This is a genomic window from Arthrobacter sp. OV608 (genome assembly GCA_900110595.1).
Taxonomy (GTDB): Bacteria; Actinomycetota; Actinomycetes; order Actinomycetales; family Micrococcaceae; genus Arthrobacter.
The window spans coordinates 34961-57129 of sequence record FOEZ01000014.1 but is presented as its reverse complement, the minus strand read 5'-3'; the positions used below and the strand labels follow the sequence as shown (position 1 = coordinate 57129).

Annotated in this window: 17 protein-coding genes; 13 read left to right on the top strand and 4 right to left on the bottom strand. The window is 65.1% G+C overall.

The window, feature by feature from the left end; genetic code table 11:
• Positions 1 to 83 precede the first annotated feature (83 nt).
• From panD to BMX78_RS16860, 3 genes are all read left to right on the top strand, one after another.
• Positions 84 to 509: an aspartate 1-decarboxylase gene (panD, locus tag BMX78_RS16870; protein WP_170850853.1), complete on the top strand. Its 426-nt coding sequence runs from the start codon at positions 84 to 86 to the stop codon at positions 507 to 509.
• Positions 510 to 573: 64 nt separating this feature from the next.
• Entirely contained in the window at positions 574 to 1500 is a 927-nt protein-coding gene (locus tag BMX78_RS16865; RefSeq protein ID WP_091421788.1) for an AEC family transporter, read from the top strand.
• Positions 1501 to 1510: 10 nt separating this feature from the next.
• Positions 1511 to 2638 (top strand): FAD-dependent oxidoreductase, encoded by a 1128-nt coding sequence (locus tag BMX78_RS16860; protein ID WP_091421786.1) that lies wholly within the window; start codon positions 1511 to 1513, stop codon positions 2636 to 2638.
• A 13-nt stretch (positions 2639 to 2651) separates the two neighbouring features.
• Here the strand turns inward: BMX78_RS16860 and BMX78_RS16855 are convergent, their stop codons facing one another.
• The 3 genes from BMX78_RS16855 to BMX78_RS16845 form a co-directional block, all read right to left on the bottom strand.
• On the bottom strand, positions 2652 to 4118 hold the full coding sequence (locus BMX78_RS16855; RefSeq protein WP_091421783.1) for an MFS transporter: 1467 nt from the start codon (positions 4116 to 4118) through the stop codon (positions 2652 to 2654).
• Positions 4119 to 4182: 64 nt separating this feature from the next.
• Positions 4183 to 6813: a trehalase-like domain-containing protein gene (locus BMX78_RS16850; protein WP_091421782.1), complete on the bottom strand. Its 2631-nt coding sequence runs from the start codon at positions 6811 to 6813 to the stop codon at positions 4183 to 4185.
• Positions 6814 to 7118: 305 nt separating this feature from the next.
• Positions 7119 to 8108, bottom strand: a complete 990-nt coding sequence (locus BMX78_RS16845) for an LLM class flavin-dependent oxidoreductase (protein WP_091421779.1) — start codon at positions 8106 to 8108, stop codon at positions 7119 to 7121.
• A gap of 141 nt (positions 8109 to 8249) precedes the next feature.
• On the opposite strand from BMX78_RS16845, the gene BMX78_RS16840 reads away from it, so the two are divergent.
• A complete protein-coding gene (locus BMX78_RS16840; RefSeq protein ID WP_091421776.1) occupies positions 8250 to 9122 on the top strand; it encodes an aldo/keto reductase in 873 nt (290 codons plus the stop codon).
• Positions 9123 to 9282: 160 nt separating this feature from the next.
• On the opposite strand, the gene BMX78_RS16835 is transcribed toward BMX78_RS16840, so the two are convergent.
• Complete coding sequence (locus BMX78_RS16835; RefSeq protein ID WP_091421775.1) at positions 9283 to 11820, bottom strand: PxKF domain-containing protein; 2538 nt, start codon at positions 11818 to 11820, stop codon at positions 9283 to 9285.
• Positions 11821 to 12141: 321 nt separating this feature from the next.
• Here BMX78_RS16835 and BMX78_RS16830 point away from each other — a divergent pair, with 321 nt between their 5' ends.
• The 9 genes from BMX78_RS16830 (at position 12142) to BMX78_RS16790 (ending at position 22144) form a co-directional block, all read left to right on the top strand.
• Positions 12142 to 13125, top strand: coding sequence for an ABC transporter substrate-binding protein (locus BMX78_RS16830; RefSeq protein WP_091421772.1), 984 nt, complete (start codon positions 12142 to 12144; stop codon positions 13123 to 13125).
• Between the two features lie 128 nt (positions 13126 to 13253).
• Positions 13254 to 14291: an LLM class flavin-dependent oxidoreductase gene (locus BMX78_RS16825; protein ID WP_091421771.1), complete on the top strand. Its 1038-nt coding sequence runs from the start codon at positions 13254 to 13256 to the stop codon at positions 14289 to 14291.
• Between the two features lie 72 nt (positions 14292 to 14363).
• Positions 14364 to 14999, top strand: coding sequence for a TetR/AcrR family transcriptional regulator (locus BMX78_RS16820; RefSeq protein ID WP_091421767.1), 636 nt, complete (start codon positions 14364 to 14366; stop codon positions 14997 to 14999).
• Between the two features lie 99 nt (positions 15000 to 15098).
• Complete coding sequence (locus BMX78_RS16815; protein ID WP_091421765.1) at positions 15099 to 16616, top strand: aldehyde dehydrogenase family protein; 1518 nt, start codon at positions 15099 to 15101, stop codon at positions 16614 to 16616.
• On the top strand, positions 16617 to 18275 hold the full coding sequence (locus BMX78_RS16810) for a GMC family oxidoreductase (protein WP_091421761.1): 1659 nt from the start codon (positions 16617 to 16619) through the stop codon (positions 18273 to 18275).
• 89 nt (positions 18276 to 18364) lie between these two features.
• A complete protein-coding gene (locus tag BMX78_RS16805; protein WP_091421759.1) occupies positions 18365 to 19966 on the top strand; it encodes an APC family permease in 1602 nt (533 codons plus the stop codon).
• A gap of 187 nt (positions 19967 to 20153) precedes the next feature.
• Positions 20154 to 20591: a hypothetical protein gene (locus BMX78_RS16800; protein WP_091421896.1), complete on the top strand. Its 438-nt coding sequence runs from the start codon at positions 20154 to 20156 to the stop codon at positions 20589 to 20591.
• Positions 20588 to 21340 carry a cyclase family protein gene (locus BMX78_RS16795; protein WP_502686305.1) on the top strand — a complete coding sequence of 251 codons (753 nt, stop codon included), beginning with the start codon at positions 20588 to 20590 and terminating at the stop codon, positions 21338 to 21340. The genes BMX78_RS16800 and BMX78_RS16795 overlap by 4 nt, the downstream gene beginning before the upstream one ends.
• A gap of 27 nt (positions 21341 to 21367) precedes the next feature.
• The gene (locus BMX78_RS16790) at positions 21368 to 22144 is read left to right on the top strand and encodes an IclR family transcriptional regulator (protein ID WP_091421751.1); all 777 of its coding nucleotides are present in this window, start codon (positions 21368 to 21370) and stop codon (positions 22142 to 22144) included.
• The last annotated feature ends 25 nt before the right edge of the window (positions 22145 to 22169 follow it).

Here is a 22169-nt window from a genome sequence, read left to right as displayed (position 1 = left end):
GTACGCGTCCTTCCAAGCGGCTAAGCGTCACTGTTCCCTGCGTCACTGCGCCGTGGCGCCCCCGGCGCTAGACTGATGCCGTTATGAATCGAACAATGTTCAAGTCCAAAATCCACCGGGCCACCGTCACGCACGCCGACCTGCACTACGTCGGTTCCGTCACCGTGGACCTGGACCTGCTCGAGGCCGCCGACATCCTGCCCGGCGAGCTCGTGTCCATTGTGGACATCACCAATGGCGCACGGCTAGAGACCTATACCATCGCGGGCGAGCGGGGTTCCGGTGTCATCGGCATCAACGGTGCGGCGGCGCACCTCATGCACGAGAACGACCTCGTCATCCTGATTACCTACGCCCAGATGACCACCGAAGAGGCCAAGGCCTACGAACCGCGGGTGGTCCATGTGGACGAAAACAACCGGATCATCCAGCTCGGCAATGACCCGGCCGAGGGCCTCACTCCCGGGATGATGCGCCCCCCTTTCGCGCTTAACAACGCCACCGCCTAACCGGGGCCGTGTGTCCCGGTACCCACTTCCGCCGCGCCCTGCGGGATAAGCCACCGGTGATCCCTTGCTAGGTGTACTGGCCGGCTTCTTTGTGGTCTGGTGCATCATCCTGGTGGGCTGGTTCGTGGGCCGGCGGAAAATCCTGGGTGAGAACGCCCGCCAGGTCCTCAGCTCCCTCACCTTCTTTGTGGCCAGCCCGGCGCTGCTCTTCGAAACGCTGAGCAAGGCCCGCCTCGCCGAAGTCTTCGCCGCACCCCTGTTAGTAACAGCGGTTGCCGCCATGGCCACGGCAGCCGTCTTCTTCAGCATTGCCAAGTTTTGGCTTAAGCGCTCCTTGCCTGAGTCCCTGATGAGTTCCATGGCTGCCTCGCTCGCCAACTCAGCGAACCTGGGTATTCCCATCGCGGTATATGTTCTGGGCGATGCCAGCTATGTGGCGCCGCTGCTGATCTTCCAGCTGGCCTTCTTCACGCCAATGTTCCTGATGATCCTCGACTCCAGCACCAGCGCACACCGCACCACGCCCCTGAGTTTTGTGGTGATGATCCTGCGTAACCCCATGATTGTAGGCTCCGCGCTGGGCCTGGTGGTGGCCGGCACCGGCTGGAAGGTCCCGCCCCTGGTATTGGAGCCCATCCACCTGATCGGCGGTGCAGCCATTCCGGCCATGCTGATCGCCTTCGGCATGAGCCTGAACGGCACGCGCCCGCTGCAGGCCGCCGCGGGCCGGCGCCTGGACACCCTGCTGGCGAGTGGTTTCAAACTGGCCGTCCAGCCGGGGCTGGCGTATCTCTTTGCCCGTTTTGCGCTGGGCATGGAAGGGCATGCCCTGTTCGCCGTGGTGGTCACGTCCGCGCTGCCCACCGCCCAGAACGTCTTTGTGGCCGCGAGCCGCTACAAGACCGGCCTCACCGTGGCCAAGGACACCGTGCTGATTACAACCGTTGTGGCCGTTCCGGCGATGATTGGCGTAGCGCTGCTGCTGACGTGATGGGAGTTTGATGGACAAGATGCTGGATACCCTGGTGATCGGCGGCGGGGCCATGGGATCGGCCGCCGCCTGGGCGCTGTCCCGCCGCGGCCGGCAGGTGACGCTCGTGGAGCAGTTCGGACCCGGGCACAAGATCGGCGCCTCTCACGGCACCACCCGCAACCTGAACCCGGGCTATCACCGTCCCGAATATGTAGCCATGCTGGCCGAGGGGCTGGCCCTGTGGGACGAGTTGGAGCAGGACAGCGGCGAGACGCTGCTGGCCCGCACGGGAATCGTCAACCACGGCCCGGACCCGCGGCTTCCGGACGTGGCCTCTGCGTTGAATGAGGCTGGCATCCGGGCCGAGTTCCTGTCCCCCTCGGAGGCAGGCGAGCGCTGGCGCGGCATCCGCTTCGACCAGCAGGCCCTCTTTATGCCCGACGGCGGGCAGCTCAACCCCGAAGCGGCGCTCCCCGTCTTCCAGCGTCTCGCCGCGGCCCGTGGCGCCGAGATCCGTCACCACACCAAAGTGGTGGAGTTCAAGGTGATGGACGACGGCGTCCGGCTGGCTTTGGAGTCCGAGGCCGGTACCGAGGTGGTCACCGCCGCCCAGGTGGTGGTCACCGCCGGCGGCTGGACGGAGAAACTTCTCGGCACAGCCGGCGCAGGACTCCGGATCCCGAAGCTGCGGGTCACCCAGGAGCAGCCGGCGCACTTCCGGGTGGCTGATGCCGGCGCCGTCTGGCCCGGGTTCAACCACATGCCGGGCACCAGTCCGGAATACAAAAACTGGTACTCCCCGGTGTACGGGATGCAGACCCCGGGTGAGGGGATCAAGGCGGGATGGCACGGTGTGGGCCCGCTGGTAGATCCGGACCGGCGTTCCTTCCAGCCGGAACCGGTGCAGCTCGCGGCCCTGCAGGATTATGCGGGGACGTGGCTTCCAGGGGTGGACCCGGATTCGTTCGAGGCCATCAGCTGCACTTACACCACCACCCCGGACGAGGACTTCATCCTGGACCGGATCGGCCCCGTGGTGATCGGCGCCGGGTTCTCCGGGCACGGGTTCAAGTTCACGCCCGTAGTTGGCCGGATCCTCGCGGACCTCGCCACCGGCACCCGGCCGGCGCCGGACATCTTCCGCGCTTCCCGCTAGGTACAAGCGGCAGCTATGTATCAGCAACGCTCCGGCTTTTTTCAGGGTCCGAATCCCGCTCCCCGGCGTCCGCGGCGTCCGCTTTCACTGCCGGCATTGCCAGGACCGCCGCCACGGTAAGGATGCCGCCCACCAGCGCCGCCAGGAAGACTGCGCCGGAAGCGGCCACCACCGCGGGGACGTCGCCGTCGCCCGTTGAGTTCGAATAAACCGCGTTCGCCACCGCGCCGAACACGGCCACACCCAGTGCGCTTCCAATAGACCTGGCGAACAGGTTGGTGCTGGTGACCACGCCGCGCTCATTCCAGGAAACGCTGGACTGGGCGGAAATCAGGGTGGGAGTGGCCACCAGCCCCAGGCCTAGTCCCACCACAAAGCAGCTGGCGGCCACCAGTACTACGTTGGGCGTGGTGGACGTGAGCGTAAGGGCCAACAAGCCCGTCACGGTGATGCTGATCCCGATCAACGCGGTGGCCTTGAACCCGATCCGCAGGTAAAACCGCCCCGCCTGCGAGGCACTGATGGGCCAGCCGACGGTCAGTGCTGCAAGCGCGAGTCCCGCAACGAGGGGTGATGTGTGCAGTGCCCCTTCCAGAAACGTGGGCACGTAGGAGGTCAGCCCGATAATCACAGCCCCGACGCCAAAGGCGACCAGCGCGGTAGTTCCAAGAAGCCGCCGCGAGACCACCCAGGATGGCAGCACCGGCTCCGCCGCCCGCCGCTCCACCACCAGGAACACGGCCAGCAGGACCGCACCCACCGCAAAGATGCCAATGCTGAGGGGGGAATCCCACTTCCACCCCTGGCCCCCCTGGAGGGCACCCAGGATCAGCAGGCCGAGTGAACCCGCCAGCAGGGCCGCACCGGCGTAATCCACCCGGTGCCTGGCCCGCTCAATGTCTTCGTGCAGGGTCCGGAACAGCATCCACCCGGCCAGCAGGCACAGCGGGACGTTGACCAGGAAGATCCCGCGCCAGATCCCCAGCGAGGAGAAAATCCCACCCAAGCTCGGGCCCACTACCGAGGAGACGGCCCACACGCTGGCCAGGTAGCCCTGGACCTTGGCACGCTCCTCCAGCGAGTAGACGTCCCCGGCGATAGTGATGGACACCGGCAGCACGGCTCCCCCGCCGAGTCCCTGCAGGGCGCGGAAGGCGATCAGCGAGGGCATGCTCCAGGCAATGCCGCAGAGGACGGACCCCAGCAGGAACAGCCCGATGCCCGCCAGGATGATCGGCTTGCGGCCCACCATGTCGGACAATTTGCCGTAAATGGGCACCGAGACGCCCTGGGCCAGCAGGTATGCCGAAAAAAGCCACGGGAACGATTCGAATCCGCCCACATCCCGGACGATCGACGGCACGGCAGTGGCCACGATGGTGGAATCAATGGCCACCAGTCCGGTGGACAGCATCAGGGCAATAAGGATGGGGCCGCGTTCAGAACGGAACCCCACTGCCTGGGTGCGGGCGGTCATCATCAGTCTCGTTTCAGTCTTTTGGGTCCCTGTTACCTCCACTCTAGGTACCGACGACGGACACCGCCTATCTTCTGCCCTGGTGTTCGTCCAGGAGCCTGGCGCAACGGATGAAGCCCAGGTGCGAGTAGGCCTGGGGATGGTTTCCCAGATGGGTCTCCGTACCGGGATCGTACTCCTCCGGCAGCAGCCCGGTGGGGCCGAAAAGGTTCACCAGCTGGTCGAACAGGTCCCAGGCTTCGTCGATACGGCCCACGGCTACATAGGCTTCAATGAGCCAGGTGGTGCAGATGTGGAACCCGCCCTCCAGGCCCGGCAGGCCGTCGTCGTACCTGTACCGGAAAACAGTGGGCCCCACCCGCAGCTCCCGCTCAACGGCGGTGACGGTGTCCAGGAAGCGCTGGTCCGTGACGTCCAGCATGCCGGAGAGGCCGATGTGCAGGACGGCGGCATCAAGGTCCGGGCTGTCATAGGCCACGGTGTAGGACTTTGCCGAGTCGTCCCAGCCCTCGTGCAGCACCTCCTCACGGATGGTGTCCGCCATCACCGCCCAGGCCGGGTCCGGCTCGCGGCCGTGGCGGGCCGCCGTCCGCAGAGCCCGGTCCAGGGTCACCCAGCACATCACCTTGGAATAGACGTGGTGGCGGGCCGCCCGCCGGGCCTCCCAGATACCGTGGTCCGGTTCATGCCAGCGGGCCAGGACGGCCGAGGCCATCTGGACCATCAGCTCCCAGTGGCCGTCCGCGAGCGCACCCTCCCGCTCACTGAGGGTGTGGATCAGTTCAGCAACCGGCCCAAAAACGTCCAGCTGGACCTGGTGGTCTGCGGCATTGCCGATCCTCACCGGGCGCGAGCCCGCATACCCCGGGAGGCTGTCGACGACGGCTTCGGTGGAGAGCGGCGCACCGGTCACCGAGTAGAGCGGGTGCAGCCATTCGGGGCCGGGCGCGTGTTCGAGGATCCGGCCCAGCCAGGCCAGGAATCCGGCAGCCTCCGCCGTGGAACCGAGGTCCACCAGCGCGTTGACGGTCATGGAACCGTCCCGCAGCCAGCAGTACCGGTAGTCCCAGTTCCTGGTTCCGCCAATTCCCTCAGGCAGGGAGGTGGTGGGGGCCGCGAGGACGGCGCCCGTGGGCTCATGAACCAGGGCGCGGAGCACCAGGGCCGAGCGCCGCACCAGGGAAGGCTTAACGGAAGGCAAGGCAAGCCGCTGCACCCACTGCCGGGCCTGCAGGGCCACCCCGGCCCGCCGCTCCGTCTCCCCTTGGGGGTCCGCGGGCTGCGGTTCAGTGTCGCCACAGCGCAGGTTGAGCACCACCGGTCCATCTTGCAGGTTCACGGACGCCGTGGCCGTGGCGTGCCGGCCGTCCGAGGTAATACTGAACGTGACACCGGGGGCAAAGAGGATGACCGGTTCCGATGTGCCCACCACGTGTACCTCGCCGCCGCGCGCTTCCATGCTGAACGGCGCGTTGGCGTAGTCCGGCCGGGGAGCAAAGACAATCCTGGCGGCTCCGTGCCCGGAAAGCACCCGGACCAGGCTGGTGATGCCGTCCGGGGCAGGCTCCAGGTAGTCCGTGACCGTGACGTCCGCCCACCGGGTTTCGACAATCATGGTGCTGTCCACGTACCGCTGCCCCAGCACTTGGGAAGCCTTGACCGGTTCCACCGAGAAGTGGCCGGCCGCGTCGCCGCCTAAGATGTGCGCAAACAGCGACCCTGAGTCCGGCAGCGGGTGGCTCATCCAGCAGATCTTGGCGTCCGGTGTCAGCAGCGCGGTGGAGGAGCCGTTGCCGATCATCGAGTGCCGTTCCAGGCCCACGGCGTCCTCGCCGAACAGCCAGGCCCGCCGCAGTTCGAAGAGGAGGGCGAGGACCCGCGCGAAGGATTCGGGGCCGCGGACACGGTGCGCGGCGGCGGTCTCCCCCGGGCCCACGTGCAGCCCCAGGTCGGGCCCCCGCAGGGTGGCGATGGCGAGTTCGTCACTGTAGGCATCCCCGGCGAACATGGCTGCGCTGGCTCCCAGCCGGGACCGGAGTGTTTCCAGCGCCTCCGCTTTGGACGGTTCCACAACGGACAGGTCCAGCACCGAACCGTCCACGATAAAGAACAGGCCGTGGACCCGGGCGATCTCCCTGGCTGTTTCCGTCACGGACTCCACAACGTCCGGCGGCGCCGGCCGGGTGTGGACAGAAACGGCCACTGGTTTGCGTTCAATCCAGATGCCTTTTTGGAAACCCACTGCCTCGTTGAGCGCGGCGTTGACCTTCTGCAGGGCCGATTCTGTGGCGAGGGTCTGGCCGTGCGCGAAGCCCATGTCCGATTCCGCGCCGTGCGAGCCGATGAGATGCACCTCCACCGGAAGGCGCGACACGGCCGCAAGGTCACGGAGAGAGCGCCCCGAGATGATCGCCGCATGGGTGTTGGGCAGGGCTGCCAGGGCGCGCAGGGCAATGGCCGCGCTGCCCAAAGGCAGGATCTCGGTGGAGATGCCCTCGGCGTCGCACAGGGTGCCGCCGTAGTTGCAGGCCACCAGCAGGCCGGGAACGCGCGCCAGTACCTTGAGTTCGGCGAGGAGGGCGGGCGTCAGCCCGTTGTCCGCCGCGTCCGACTGGACGAATGCGCGGAGCATCTCCAGCGGGAGGGAGCGGGTGAGCAGGGCGGAATCCGCCACGCTTTGGTTCAAGGGCGTCGGCATCCGTGTACCCCTTAGAGGCAGGACCAGGCCGGTAACTCAGCCGCTGGATTGCCTGCGGACTACCGGTTGGTGCCCCGCCTGGGAATCCCAGCGATTCCCAAGGGGGCAAGTCCAATACTCAGCCCCGGCAGTTTCCCCCGGAAGTCTCCTTCATTGCGTATGTGTAAAAGTCTGCGGGTCACGCTGCTGCCACGCCCGGCAGCCGTTTGGACCACGACGGCGACGCCCGGCGCACGGAACCGGGGAACCCGCCGTCGTGCCCGGGTGAAAAAGTGCCGCGCGTGACGCTCCGGCGGGCCTAAGAATCAGACCCGCACCAGCCCGGCGGCCTCGGCCAGGAGTTCCACCGACCGGAGCCGGGCCTCGGTGCCGGTGCTCTGGTGCGCCACGATGAGTTCGTCGGCGTCGGCATGCCGCCCGAATTCATCCAGGTAATCCAGGACGACGTCGGGCGTGCCCACCGCTGAATACGTCATCATCTGCGAGACGTGCTGGCCCTGCGGGGAGTCGAGGATCATATCCGCTTCATCGTCCGTGAATTCCCGGCCGCCGCCGAAGAACAGGGACACGCGGGCACGCTTCGTGGCCTGCATCATGGCCTGCGCTTCGGAGGCGGAATCCGCGGCGATCACGTTCACGCCCGCGATGACGTGCGGCGTGTCCAGCTGCGCCGAGGGCTTGAACTCGCGGCGGTAGAGGGCCACGGCATCCTGAAGCGCATTCGGGGCGAAATGGGAGGCAAACGCGTACGGCAAGCCCAGCTGGGCGGCCAGCCGCGCGCCGAACAGGGACGATCCCAGGATATACAGCGGAACGTTGGTGCCCTTGCCCGGGGTGGCTTCGACGCCCTGGATGCGGGTGGGACCGGTGAGGTAGCCCTGCAGTTCCAGGACATCCTGCGGGAAGCTGTCCGCGGACATAGGGTCCCGCCGGAGCGCGCGCATGGTGTTCTGGTCACTGCCCGGTGCACGTCCCAGGCCCAGGTCAATCCGGCCCGGGTGCAGGGTTTCCAGCGTGCCGAACTGCTCGGCGATGGTCAGCGGGGAGTGGTTGGGCAGCATCACGCCGCCGGCGCCGAGCCGGATGCTTTCGGTGTGCGCGGCAACATGGGCGATCAGCACGCTCGTCGCGGAGGAGGCAATCGAGGACATGTTGTGGTGCTCGGCGTACCAGACCCGGCGGTAGCCCAGTTTCTCGGCGCTCTGCGCCATGGCCACGCTGCCCGCGAAGCTTTCCGCCGCCGTCTGGCCCTTGCCGATGGTTGCCAGGTCAAGGATGGAGAGGGGAAGAGTCACGGTAAATGCCGGCCTTTCAGAAAATTACACAGGAAGGTGCCGGCCGGGTTGCGGCGGGCACGGTTTGTATAACGACGGCGGCTGCCGGCTTATTTCTGTGACTTGCGGAATACTCAGCAGGCTGAGGAGGTTGCCGCCCCTATGAGCTTTGAGACAACGAACCAGCTGGAACTGTCCGCAACGATTGACCTGAAGGACCTTGGAACCGTGCACCGGCTCGGTTTTGGTGCCATGCGCATCGTGGGCGACGGCGTCTGGGGTGAGCCCGCCGACCGCCAGGCCGCCGTGGACGTGGTGCGCCGCGCCGTCGAGTTCGGCGTTGATTTCATTGATACCGCAGATTCCTACGGCCCGAACATCAGCGAGGAGATCCTTGCCGAAGCGCTGTACCCGTACAAGGACGGGCTGAAGATTGCCACAAAGGTGGGCTTCACGCGGACCGGGCCCGGCAAGTGGATTCCGGTTGGCCGGCCGGAATACCTGCGCCAGCAGACGGAACTGAGCCTGCGGAAGCTGAAGGTGGACAGCCTGGACCTGCTGCAGCTGCACCGGATTGATCCCAAGGTGGATGCTGAAGAGCAGTTTGGTGTGCTCCGCGAGCTGCAGGACGAGGGCAAGGTCCGGGCCCTGGGACTGTCGCAGGTGAGCGTGGCGGAACTGGAAGCGGCCGGCAAGCACTTTACCGTTTCCACTGTCCAGAACCGCTACAACCTGACGGACCGGAGCTCGGAGGACGTGCTGCGGTATTCAGAGGAGAACGGGATTGGCTTCATCCCGTGGGCGCCCATTTCGGCCGGCGAGCTGGCGCAGCCGGGCGGGCCGCTGGACGAGGCGGCCAAGCGCCTCGGCGCCACCACTTCCCAGGTTGCGCTGGCATGGCTGCTGCGCCGCTCGCCCGTGATGATGCCCATCCCCGGCACCGGTTCGGTGCAGCACCTCGAGGAGAACATGGCCGCTGCGGGCGTCACGCTCGACGACGAGACGTACGCCGAGCTCGAGGCCGCCGGCGAGTAGCGGGAGGGTCCAGCCAAAGCCCGTCCCGGCGAGGACGTGGCCCAGGAAGTCACTAAGACGTGATGCTGAGCCACGTCGGCCGGCAAAAGGATGTGGCCCGGTCTGGTTGACCGGGCCGCATCCTTGCTGCGCACCTCGTTGGGCGCTGCAGAAGCTACCGCTACTTCAGCTTGAAGTTAGCGCTGATGGATGAACCGTCCTTCCCCGTCATCGTCAGCTTGTAGCAGTTGCCGGCACCCGTGGGCGTCTTCCAGTTGTAGACGAACTGGCCGGCGATGGCGTCGTAGCGGAGGACGGTGTTTCCGGTGGCAACAACCTCGACGGCGTCCTCAGCAGTGCCAGACAAGCACTGGATTTTTGCTGCACTGAACTGCACCAGGTTGGGGTCAGTGAGTTCGGTGGTGCCTGCGAAGACCTCGAACTTGGCCGGAACCGTGCTGCCGGACTTGACGGTGTTCAGGACTCCGTTCATATCGATCGGCTGATAGAAGCCCTTGAGCGTCCATGCCTTGACCTCGTAGGACTGGGACACGGTAGTGCTGTTGCCGGCGCGGTCAACGGCTGTTGCGGTCAGGAAGTGCTTGCCAACTTCCGGGCCGTAGCCCGAGACGGTGCAGCTTCCATCGAGTCCTGAGCCCCCGTCGTCCGATGCCTTGCAGCCGGGGGCTGCGGGGGTGGCGCCGAAGTAGCTGTCACCGAGATTGGAGGTGAAGGAGACCGAAGGTGCCGACTTATCGATGCTGAAGGTGGCCGACGTTGCTCCTTCAGGAGTGGTGTTACCTGCGCCGTCCGTGAACGCCGGGCTGTCTACTGACACCGCAGCGCCCTCGCCCGTGGTGGTCCTGGTCTGCATGGCGGACGTGGGGCCGGAGAGGTCGTCGGTTCCCGTAAAGGTCGCGACCACGTCGGTCTTGTACCAACCGTTGCTGTTCGGCGACGTTGTGGCGCCGCTGTAGGAGACCTTCGGCGCCGTCTTGTCGATCTTGAACGACTTGGCAGTGGCACCGGCGGCCGTGGTGTTTCCGGCGTTGTCGACGAATGCCGGGCTCGCTACCTTCACCTCCGGCCCCTCGCCGGTGGAGAACACTGTCTGCGACGAAACAGGCAGTCCGGATGTGGCATCCGTTGCGGTGAAGCGGGCCTCGACGTCGGACACGTACCAGTCGTTGGTCCCCAGGGTGCCGCTTGCGACCTCGCCGTAGCTTACGTCCGGTGCTGTCTTGTCGATTTTGTAGGACCGGGACACCGCGCCAGCGGCCCGGGTGTTGCCCGCGATGTCAGTGAAGGCAGGGCTCTGGATGGTCACCGATTCGCCTTCACCGGAGGAGGTCACTGCCTGCGATGCGCTGAGGGGTCCGGAAATGAGGTCCGTTGCCGTGAAGTTGGCCTGGACGTCCGAGGTGTACCAGCCGTTAGTGCCGAGGGTCCCCGTTTCATTGGTGTAGCTGACGTCAGGCGCATTCTTGTCGATCTTGAAGGTTTCCGAAGCCGCGCCAGCAGGGGTGGTGTTGCCGGCGATGTCGGTGAACGCGGGGCTGGTCACTTGCACTGCGGCACCCTCACCGGAAGAGGCCACTTGCTGGGTTGAGGTAAGCAGTCCCGAAGTGGTGTCAGTTCCGGTGAAGGTGGCAAGGATGTCAGAGGTGTACCAGCCGTTCGTCCCGGCAGTTCCCGTGGCGTCCGTGTAACCAACGGTTGGCGCGGTGCCGTCCTTCTTGAGGTTGACCGTTTGGGTTGCTGCGGTTCCGCCGGCACTGGTGGCGGAGCAGGTGAAGTCGGCTGCCATCTGGTCTTCAGTGATGTTCTGGTCCTTGCAGCCCGTCATCTCCAACGTGCTCGAAGAATCGCCTTCTGTTACCGTCCAGTCCAGCGCGACAGCGCTCTTGTACCAGCCGCCAGAGCCGTCAGGGGTGGTGGGTGACAAGGTGTATGAGATGACCGGCGCCGAGCCATCGGTGATTCCGTAGGTGATGGAACTGGCCGCGGTGAGGCCGCCTTTGTCGGTGTAGCTGCAACTGGCTTCCTGGATACCGATCCCGGTGGCGGCGTCGTTGCCCGAGATGGCACTCAAGGTTGCCGGGAAGGATTTGTTGCCGTCCTCCTTATCCGTGACGTTGCAGACGGCAGCGGGGACGTCACCCTTGGTGTAGGACGCACCGTTCGTTGCTCCAGAGATGTTGAGGATCGGCGCAGTGTTGGAAGGCGCTGGCGCGGCCACGTTCACCGTGAAGGCTGCGGATGCGAGATTGAAAGTGCCGCCGGTGTTATTGCCCGCCTGGCTGGCGGTCACATTTGCGGATCCTGCGCCCACAGGCGTGATGGTCAGCACCTTCGCGTCACCGCAGGACGTGAAGGTAACGCTGGACGGGGACACTGTGGCCACGGACGCGTTACTGGAGGTGAGGTTCAGCGTGAGCGTGGTCGAGCCCGTCAGGTTACAGCCGTTTTTGCCATCATCTTTCGTAGGAGACACGGCCAACGTAGTGCTGCCGTTGGCACCTCCGACATTGAGCGGCAAGACCTCTGCCGTGGCGTCGATGGTGGCGTCCAGGTCGTTGAAGATGTCGTCAGCAAAGGCCACCCCGCCGCCTGCCAGCACCAGTGTTCCCGCCGCAACTGCCGCTGCCGCCCTGGTACCGGTTCGCCTCACCAGGCCCTTCCCCTCAGCTAAAGCTTTCCCACCTGGCGAATTCATCATGTGTTTCTCCTCAAGACCAAGTGCCCCACCGTGGGCGCAACGTACTTCAACGTATGGGCTGGCGAGGGTGCGGCACACGCGTAATCCCCCACCTGTCTTTGCTCCTTGAGTACTCGTTTTCTTAAGCGGTACTCGAACCGCGCTACTTGGTTTAGCCGTTGGTACTCGCTCCGTAATGTGACCGCCGCGGTCCTCCGGTGACCTGCGGTTACTCCGCGTATCTCCGGGTTTCAGCGCCTTTGATTCGGTTGCTCGCGCTGCCGGATAGTTGCTGCAACGAGCACATCCGTTGCATCCGCTACCACCCTCCAAGGAGGAATAATGCCCATTCTCAAGGCGAAACCGGCTGCTGCCGTGGCCCTCACCATCACCGCGCTGCTGGGACTGGCAGCATGCGCCGATCCGGGCGCGACGGCGGCGACAGCACCGACGTCGGGATCTTCCACCACAGCGGCAGGCAAGACGTTCAACCTGTCCCCGCAGCAGGACCGCTTCAAGGTCTCCGTGGACTCCGAGGCGGCAGCGCTGGTCCCCGAAGCCATCAAGGCCGACGGCAAACTCACCGTGGTGAGCACCGGCGGCACTGCCCCGCTCAGCACCTTTGCCACGGACAACAAGACCCTGATCGGCAGCGAGGTGGACATCGCCTACGCGGTGGGCGCGACACTGGGGCTGGAGGTGGAGGTCCTTCCCGTGGCCTGGGCTGACTGGCCGCTGGGCATTGAATCCGCCAAGTACGAGGCCGTGCTGTCCAACGTGACCGTCACCGAAGCCCGGAAGGAGAAGTTCGACTTCGCCACCTACCGGAACGACCTGCTGGGCTTCTACGCAAAGAGCGATTCGGACATCGGCGAGATCAAGGAGGCCAAGGACGTTGCGGGCAAGCGCGTCATTGTTGGCTCTGGCACCAACCAGGAAGCCATCCTGGTGCGCTGGGACGAGGAAAACAAGAAGAACGGACTGAAGCCGGTTGAGTTCCAGTATTACGACGACGACTCCGCCTCCACGCTGGCCCTGCAGTCCGGCCGTGCGGACCTGACGTTCGGACCCAATGCCGGTTCTGCCTACAAAGCCGCCCTGGATGGCAAGAGCAAGCAGGTGGGCACCCTCAACGGCGGCTGGCCGCTGACCGCGCAGATCGCCTTCACCACCAAAAAGGACAACGGCCTGGCCGTCGCCGCCCAGGCAGCGCTGAACGAACTGATTGAAAACGGCACGTACGCCAAGATCCTGGACCGCTGGGGCCTGTCATCCGAGGCTATCCAGAAGTCCGAGCTGAACCCGGCAGGTCTGCCCAAGAAGTAAGCGGACCTGCCGACGAATGGATCCCCGCCTTGCCCTGACGGCGAGGCGGGGATTCTTCTGCGTTGCCAACGCCCCCAGTGCCTGACGCATATTCTGGGAGCAGCCCACCCCGATCATGGAGGAAGCCCATGCCCCACCCCGCCCGCCCCTTGCGCAAGCTTGGCTTCCTCACGATCGGCCTCTTCGATCCGGCGGATCCCGGCCCCGGCCACCAATCCACCTTGGAGATCATCGAACTTGGCGAGCAGCTCGGATTCGACAGTGCCTGGCTGCGCCACCGCCACCTGCAGTTCGGCATCTCTTCGCCCATCGCGGTGATGGCCGCAGCCAGCCAGCGCACCACCAGGATCGAACTCGGCACTGCAGTGACACCGCTCGGGTGGGAAAACCCGTTGCGCCTGGCCGAGGACCTGGCCACCGTGGACCTGCTCGCCGGGGGACGGATCAATCCCGGGCTGAGCGTCGGGGAACCGATGAACTACGACACAGTGAAGCACGAGCTGTACCCGGACTCCTCTGCAGTGGAGGACTTCAGCTACGCCCGCATGGATCGGCTGGCCCGTTTGGTTGCGGGGGAACCCGTGCGGGATTTTTCCGGCAAGCAAGGTGTGGTCGAGGAATTTTCCAACCGGGTGGAGCCGCATTCTCCCGGGCTGAGGGACCGTCTTTGGTATGGGGCAGGCAGCACGAAGTCGGCAGTCTGGGCCGGGGCGAACGGGTTCAACCTGCTCTCCAGCAGCGTGGTCTTCCCCGAAGCGGACCAGGAGCCGGACTTCGCCCTCGTCCAGCAATCGCAGATCCGTGCCTTCCGGGAGGCGGCACAAGGACATGGCGCGGCCCGGGTGTCGCAGGGCCTGGTGGTGATCCCCACGGATTCGGCCTCGCCGGCACAGCGGGAGAAATACCAGCGCTACGTCGATGAACGCACTCCGCGCACCCGGACGCCGCAGGGGCCCAAGGGCATGCTCTTCGCCCCGGACCTCATCGGCACCAGTGACGAAATCGCGGAACAGCTGTACGCCCACGCGGGATTCCAGGAAGTCGACGAGGTGGCGTTCGCCCTGCCTTTCAGCTTTGACCATGAAGATTACGTCCAGATCCTGACCGACATTGCCGGCAGCCTCGGCCCCGCCCTGGGGTGGACGCCGGCCGAGGGCCCGCAGTAGGCAGCGGACCGGGGCGTGTACCAGCCCGGTCCGGAAGTGCATTCGTGACGGGTTTGGCAATAGTGTGGCGGGGTGGGGACAAACACCGTCAATGGCGAACAGATCGACAGGCAGACACGCATTCTAGAAGCGGCACTCGATCTGCTGTCCCGCCACGGTATCTCCGGCGTGAGCATGCGTGCCGTAGCGCGGGAAGCCGGCGTCGCCCTGGGCCTGGTGAACTACTACTACGACGATAAGACAAGCCTGATCCGCGCAGCCCTGCGGCGGGTGGACGAGCACGACCTCCTGCTGGTGGCACAAGACCCCTCCCTGCCCGCCGACGAACAGTTGCGCAAGGCCCTGCGGCGGGTTGCCGCCGCTGATCTCCTGACCACCCGGTATCTGTCCCTGCGCCTGCACCTGTGGGCCCTCGCGCAGGCGGATGAGGACTACGCGCAGATCAACGCTGCCGCCTTTGACCGCTACATCGACGGACTCGCGGCACTGGTCTCCAACGCCCAGCCCGGACTGTCGTGGGAGGAATGCAGGGCAAGGGCAGCGGACATTGTGGTGATACAAAACGGGATGTGGCTGACCTCGCTTCTTGGCGTGGACAAGGAGTCCATCAAGCGAAGCATCAGCCGTACGGAAGAAATCGCTTTCGCCCCGCTCAAGGCGCAGGATCAAGCCGACAGCAAGAGCTCAAGTCCGCTTCAGGAGAACTAAAACCGCGCGCTTCCCGGCACTGCCACCCCCTCAGTCTCATTGAACGCCTGTTCAAAAAAACTATTGAACAGGCGTTCAACATCGGCTACTGTCCTCCGTATGACTTACGCCACACCGTCTCCGGACGTGACAGCATCCACCCTTTTCATCAACGGTTCGTGGGAGCCGGCAGCGTCGGGCGCCGTCCGCCACATCCACAACCCGGCCGACGGCGAACTGGCCGGCACGGTCTCCGAGGCCGGCCGTGAAGATGCCGAGCGGGCCATCGCCGCCGCGCGTACTGCCTTCGACTCAGGCATCTGGTCCAGTGTCCCGGCTCCCGAGCGTGGCACCTTCCTGCTCAAGGTCGCAGCCGAGCTGCGCGAGCGCCGGGAAAAGTTCGCCCGCGCCGAGTCACTCGATACCGGAAAGCGGATCATCGAAAGCCGCATCGACATGGACGACATCGCCGCCTGTTTCGAGTACTTCGGCCGGCTGGCGGGGCAGCAGTCGGGCCGCGTGGTCGATGCCGGGAACCCGGCCGTCGTTAGCAGAATTGTCTATGAACCCGTAGGCGTCTGCGGCCTGATCACTCCATGGAACTACCCCCTGCTGCAGGCCGCGTGGAAGATCGCCCCCGCGCTGGCCGCCGGCTGCACCTTTGTCCTCAAGCCCTCCGAACTGACCCCCTCCACCGCCATCCTGGCCATGCAGCTGCTGCAGGACCTCGGCCTGCCGGACGGCGTCGCCAACCTCGTCACCGGACCCGGCGCTGAAGCGGGCGCACCGCTCTCGGAACACCCCGACGTCGACCTCGTCTCCTTCACCGGCGGCCTGGAGACCGGCAAGCGCATTGCCGCTGCCGCCGCCGGCACGGTGAAGAAGGTGGCGCTGGAACTGGGCGGCAAGAACCCCAACGTGGTGTTCGCGAACGCGGACTTTGACGCCGCCGTCGACAACGCTTTGAACGGCGCCTTCGTCCACTCCGGCCAGGTCTGTTCGGCGGGGGCGCGGCTGGTGGTGGAGGAATCGATCGCCGAACGCTTCGTTGACGAGCTGGTCCGCCGGGCACAGGGAATCCGGCTTGGCGGCCCGTTCGACGAAGCGGCCGAGACCGGCCCGCTGATCTCCGCCGCCCACCGCGACAAGGTCCACGCCTACGTCCAGCGCGGCATCGAGGAGGGGGCGAGGTTGCGGTGCGGCGGTGCGGCGCCGTCGGGAGAAAAGTTCGACGCCGGCTTCTACTACCAGCCGACCATCCTGGACCGCGTCCAAAAAGGAATGTCCGTGGTCACCGACGAGGCGTTCGGGCCTGTGGTTACCGTGGAGACCTTCCGCACGGAGGACGAGGCTGTAGCCACCGCCAACGACACCATCTACGGACTGGCGGGTGCGGTCTGGACCCAGGACGCCGGCAAGGCGCAGCGTGTGGCAGGCCGTCTCCGGCACGGCACCATCTGGATCAACGACTACCACCCCTACCTCCCGCAGGCCGAGTGGGGCGGCTTCGGCCAGTCCGGCGTCGGCCGGGAACTCGGCCTCACCGGGCTGGCTGAGTACCAGGAAGCCAAGCACATCTACCAGAACACCAGCCCCCAGGTGACCGGCTGGTTCGCTGACCACGGCAGGGAGAACTAGATGCACTTCGACAACATCGAGGACCTCGGCGAGCGCGGGTTCGACTACGTGGTGGTCGGCGGCGGATCTGCCGGCGCGGCTGTGGCAGCACGGCTGAGCGAGGATCCTGAGGTGACCGTGGCCCTGGTGGAGGCGGGCCCGGATGACCGCAACATCCCGGAAATCCTGCAGCTGGACCGCTGGATGGAGCTGCTGGAATCCGGCTATGACTGGGACTACCCGGTGGAACCGCAGGAGAACGGCAACTCCTTTATGCGCCACGCCCGGGCCAAGGTCATGGGCGGCTGCTCCAGCCACAACTCCTGCATCGCCTTCTGGGCACCCCGCGAAGACCTGGACGAGTGGGAATCGAAGCACGGTGCAACCGGCTGGAACGCCGACGCCGCCTGGCCGCTCTACAAGAGGCTGGAAACCAACGAGGACGCCGGCCCGGACGCACCCCACCACGGGGACTCAGGCCCCGTGCACCTGATGAACGTGCCCCCGGTGGATCCTGCCGGCGTCGCACTTTTGGACGCCTGCGAGCAGGCCGGAATCCCGCGCGCGAAGTTCAACACCGGAACCACCGTGGTCAACGGTGCCAACTTCTTCCAGATCAACCGCCAGGCAGATGGCACCCGCGCCTCCAGCTCGGTGTCCTACATCCACCCGATTATCGACCGGGAAAACTTCACCCTGCTGACCGGCCTCCGCGCCCGCCAGCTGGTGTTTGACGCCGACAAGCGCTGCACCGGCGTGGACGTGGTGGACTCGGCCTTCGGCCGTACCCACCGGCTCACAGCGCATCGCGAAGTCATCCTGTCCACCGGCGCCATCGACTCGCCCAAGCTGCTGATGCTCTCCGGGATCGGCCCGGCGGCCCACCTGGCGCAGCACGGGATCGAGGTCCTGGTGGACTCCCCCGGCGTGGGCGAGCACCTGCAGGACCATCCGGAAGGCGTGGTGCAGTTCGAGGCGAAACAGCCGATGGTGCAGACCTCCACCCAGTGGTGGGAGATCGGCATCTTCACCCCCACCGAGGCCGGCCTGGACCGGCCGGACCTGATGATGCACTACGGCTCGGTCCCGTTCGACATGAACACCCTGCGGCACGGCTACCCCACCACGGAGAACGGCTTCAGCCTCACCCCGAACGTCACCCACGCCCGCTCCCGCGGCACAGTCCGGCTGCGCAGCCGCGATTTCCGCGACAAGCCGATGGTGGACCCCCGCTACTTCACGGACCCCGAAGGGCACGACATGCGGGTGATGGTGGCCGGCATCCGCAAGGCCCGGGAAATCGCGGCCCAGCCGGCGATGGCCGAATGGGCCGGGCGCGAACTGTCGCCCGGCGTCGAGGCCCAGACCGACGAGGAACTGCGGGACTACATCCGCAAGACCCACAACACCGTGTACCACCCGGTGGGCACCGTGCGGATGGGGCCGGTGGACGACGACATGTCGCCGCTGGATCCAGAGCTGCGGGTCAAGGGCGTCACGGGGCTGCGCGTCGCCGACGCCTCGGTGATGCCTGAGCACATCACCGTCAACCCCAACATCACCGTCATGATGATCGGCGAGCGCTGTGCTGATCTGGTCCGCGCGGACCTGATCCGCACCGGCAGGTCCGGGGAAACCATGGCCATGGAAGAAATGGAGCTCACCGCGTCCCTCGCCTGAGCGGCGGGGTCCGGCGGCAAGGCATACTTTCGCATGCGCCACGGCCGGCCGGTCATCACTATCGTGCTTTTCTGATTTAGGAGTCCCACATGGCGGAACCCAGCAAGAGTATTGATTCAAGCGGCATGGACGAATTTGGTTATACACAGACCCTGGACCGGAGCATCGGCAAGTTTGCCAGCTTCGCGGCAGGTGTCAGCTACATCTCCATCCTCACCGGTGTTTTTCAACTGTTCTACTTTGGTTTTTCCATGGCCGGCCCCGCGTACGCGTGGTCCTGGCCCCTCGTGTTCGCCGGCCAGCTGATGGTGGCCTTGTGTTTTGCCGAACTGGCAGGCCGCTACCCCGTGGCCGGATCCGTGTACAACTGGGCCAAGCGGCTTGCGTCCGGGACGTCGTCCTGGCTGGCCGGCTGGCTGCTGCTGTTGTCCTCCATCATGGCGCTGGGGTCCGTGGCGCTGGCCCTGCAGATCACGCTGCCGCAGCTTTGGTCCGGCTTCCAGTTTGTTGGCGACGGTACCGGCCCCTACGACTTCGCCATGAACGGGGTGGTGCTGGCCACCATCATGATCACCATCTCAACCCTCATCAACGCGTTCGGCGTGAAACTCATGACCAGGATCAACAGCATCGGCGTCTTCGTGGAGCTGGTGGCCGCGGTGCTGCTGATCCTCGCACTGGCCTGGCACGTGGTGCGGGGACCGGAGGTCTTTTTTGAGACCGCCGACTTCGGCGAAGGTCACGATCTTGGCTTCTTCGGCGTGTTCCTGATCGGCGCCATGGCGTCCGGTTATGTGATGTACGGCTTTGACACCGCAAGCTCCCTGGGCGAGGAGACCAAGGATCCCAAGCGCACGGCCCCCAAGGCCATCATCCGTGCCGTCACGGCGTCCTTCGTGCTCGGTGGCCTCATCCTGCTCTTCGGCATCCTTGCGGCACCGGACCTTGCCGACCCCAAGGTGGGAGCTGCCGACGGCGGCCTGCAGCACATTGTGCTCTCTGTCCTGGGCGGGCCTTTCGGCAAGGCCTTCCTGGCATGCATTGTTGTGGCCGTAGTGGTCTGCACCCTCGCTGTACATGCCGCCGCGATCCGGATGATGTTCGCCATGGCCCGGGACAACAACCTCCCGTTCAGCCGGCAGCTCAGCAAAGTGGACCCGGTCCGTAGGACCCCCACCATCGCCGCGATCGTGATCGGCGTGATTGCCGTCATCCCGCTGCTGGTCAATGTCATGCAGCCGGCCATTTTCACCATCCTGTCCAGCATCAGCATCGTCCTGATCTACCTGTCCTACCTGCTGGTCACCGTTCCGCTGCTCCGCAAGCGGCTGCAGAAGAAATGGCCGCTCGCGGACGACGGCTCCGAGCCCGGCTTCAGCCTGGGCAAGTGGGGGCTGCCGGTGAACATCCTTGCGGTCGTGTGGGGCGGCGCCATGACCCTGAACCTGGTGTGGCCCCGGCCGGAAATCTACAACTCCGTGCCGCCGTTTGAGTGGTACCTGCAGTGGGGCGGCGTGATCTTCGTGGCCGCCGTCACCGGCGGCGGGGCCCTGCTCTACCGGCTGAGGATCCGCCATAAGACGGGGGTGCTGGCCGAGCACGCGGCGGCCGTGGCTGCCCATCCGTCTTCGGGGCCTGAGCGGCGCGAAGCTTCCGCTGAATCACAGCCAATGGACGCCACAGTGGCTTAGAGCGGCAACATCCACAGTCACCTCAGAAGGGTCGACGGCGGCACTCACCCGAGTGCCGCCGTCGACCCTTTTCGCGCACTATCCGATACTCGTAATAAGCATGTATTTATGCTTGTAATGACTGTCGGCCCATGTAAGGATGGTCACATAACCTCAAAAGAGAAGAGAAACGCCAGTGAAGGTTCACATGAACTCAGTCCGCAAGCTTAGGGTCCACTGGCCCATCAGTGCCGAGACGTTCGGGCAGATAACGGCCGGCGAGGTGGCGGCGTTGACGAAGGACAGAGGGCTTGCCACGTTGCTTCAGGTTGTGGAGCAGTTCCAGGATCTGGGGGACTTCGGCAACTACAAACATGTCTTCGAATCCGGGGTTGGCTTCGAGGGTTTCACGTGCGCCGCTGGAGCTACCCCCACGCTGGGAGAAGTGGGAGAACAAACCTTCTCGCCGACTTTCGTCTACACCACTTACTTCAGTGCCGCCCTTGATGACGCTGTGGTGGAACAGTTCGTTCGGCAGATCGTGGATATCCATCCATGGGAGCTGCCCGTAATTGAACTGACAGGGCCGGTGAGCGTTGCGGCCGGCGCCCAGGTTGAAGACTGTGAAGGAGCGGTGGCATCTTGACAGGAACCACTGCCGTTGGCATTTGGGCTGGCCTGCAGTCCCTGCTCCAGGGCGCGTCTTTTACTGATCTGACTCATTCGTTCCACCCGGGCCAGCCACATTTCCCGGCCTTCCCGAATGAAGTGCGGGAAGCACTTTTCGATGTGGAGAAAGGCGATGGCTTTACTGCCCATCGCTACTCGATCGTTGGGCAGTGGGGAACACACGTTGATCCGCCGTCCCACTTTATCCGTGGCGGCAGGACACTGGATCAGATTCCGGTGGAGGAGATGATCCTTCCACTTGTAATTCTGGATATTACTGACCGCGTGAGCGGCAACCCCGATGCCACCCCAGTCCTGAAGGATGTTCAGGATTGGGAGAGCCGGAACGGCGCCATCCCGGAGGGCGCCTTCGTGGCCTTGCGCACCGGTTGGAGCAGGCGTTGGCCGGACCCGGAAGCAATGGCTAACCGGGATGCCGAGGGCTTGAGCCACACGCCCGGCTGGTCCCAGGAGGTGCTTGCCTTTCTGATTGAACAGCGGTCCGTTGCCGCCGTGGGCCACGAGCAAACCGACACAGATCCCGGTCTTGCCACGTCCATGCAGGACTTCAGCCTCGAGACCTACGTTCTTGCGCAAAACCGTTGGCAGATCGAACTGCTGGCCAACCTGGACGGACTTCCGGAAGCCGGTGCTGTAGTCGTCGCAACCTGGGCTAAGCCTCTGGGTGGCAGTGGCTTCCCGGCAAGGGTGTTCGCCATCTCCTGAAACAGTGGCTCGTCTAGAATCGGACGTATGTCAAAGATGTCCAGCATGGGCCGGGGAATCATGGCCGTTCTGGCAGCGGGATCGCGGCATGCGCAGGGGTTTCCCGGGGGAACAGTAGCTGACATTGCCGCAGATCTGGGTAAGGATCGGAGCCAGGTGTCGCGCAGCCTGCGCACTGCCGAGCTTGAAGGCTTCCTGCGCCGCACATCGCAGCGCGGCTTCGCCTTGGACTGGTCGCTGTACACGGACGCGCAATTGCTGTCCGGGCGGCGCCTGGAGATCGATGGTGCCGCTGCCCTCAACAGCCTTGCCCGGCAGACCGACGAGGGCTGCTTCCTTGGCGTGCTCAGCGGAAACAGCACGGTCACCATCGGTGAAAGTGTCCCGGAGAGCAGCAACATGGTGGGGTCCTGGCTGGGCAGGCCCTACCCCGCCTACTGCAGCGACGCCGGCCAGGCGCTGTTGTGGGAAGCGTCGGACGAGGAAGTGCATACCGTCTTTTCCGGTGTCGAGTTTGTCCGCCATGGACCAAATACGCCGACCAGTGTGGAGGACTTCCTGGCCCGGTTGAACCAGGCACGGTCGCGCGGGTACTCCATCGTTGACGAGGAGGCGGAACCGGGCCTCTACTCGCTTGCCGTGCCTATCCGGGACTTCAAAGCAGACGTCGTGGCCGCCCTGCAAATTGTCGGCCCCAAAGTGCGCCTGGAACCCCGGCAAAAAGATTGCGCGGAAGTTCTGATGGTGCAGGGAAAGCAACTGGAGGAGGCCCTGGGCTACGTTGCCGAAAAGCTTGGCGCGTAGCCTTTGCCCAGAGACGGGTCACGCG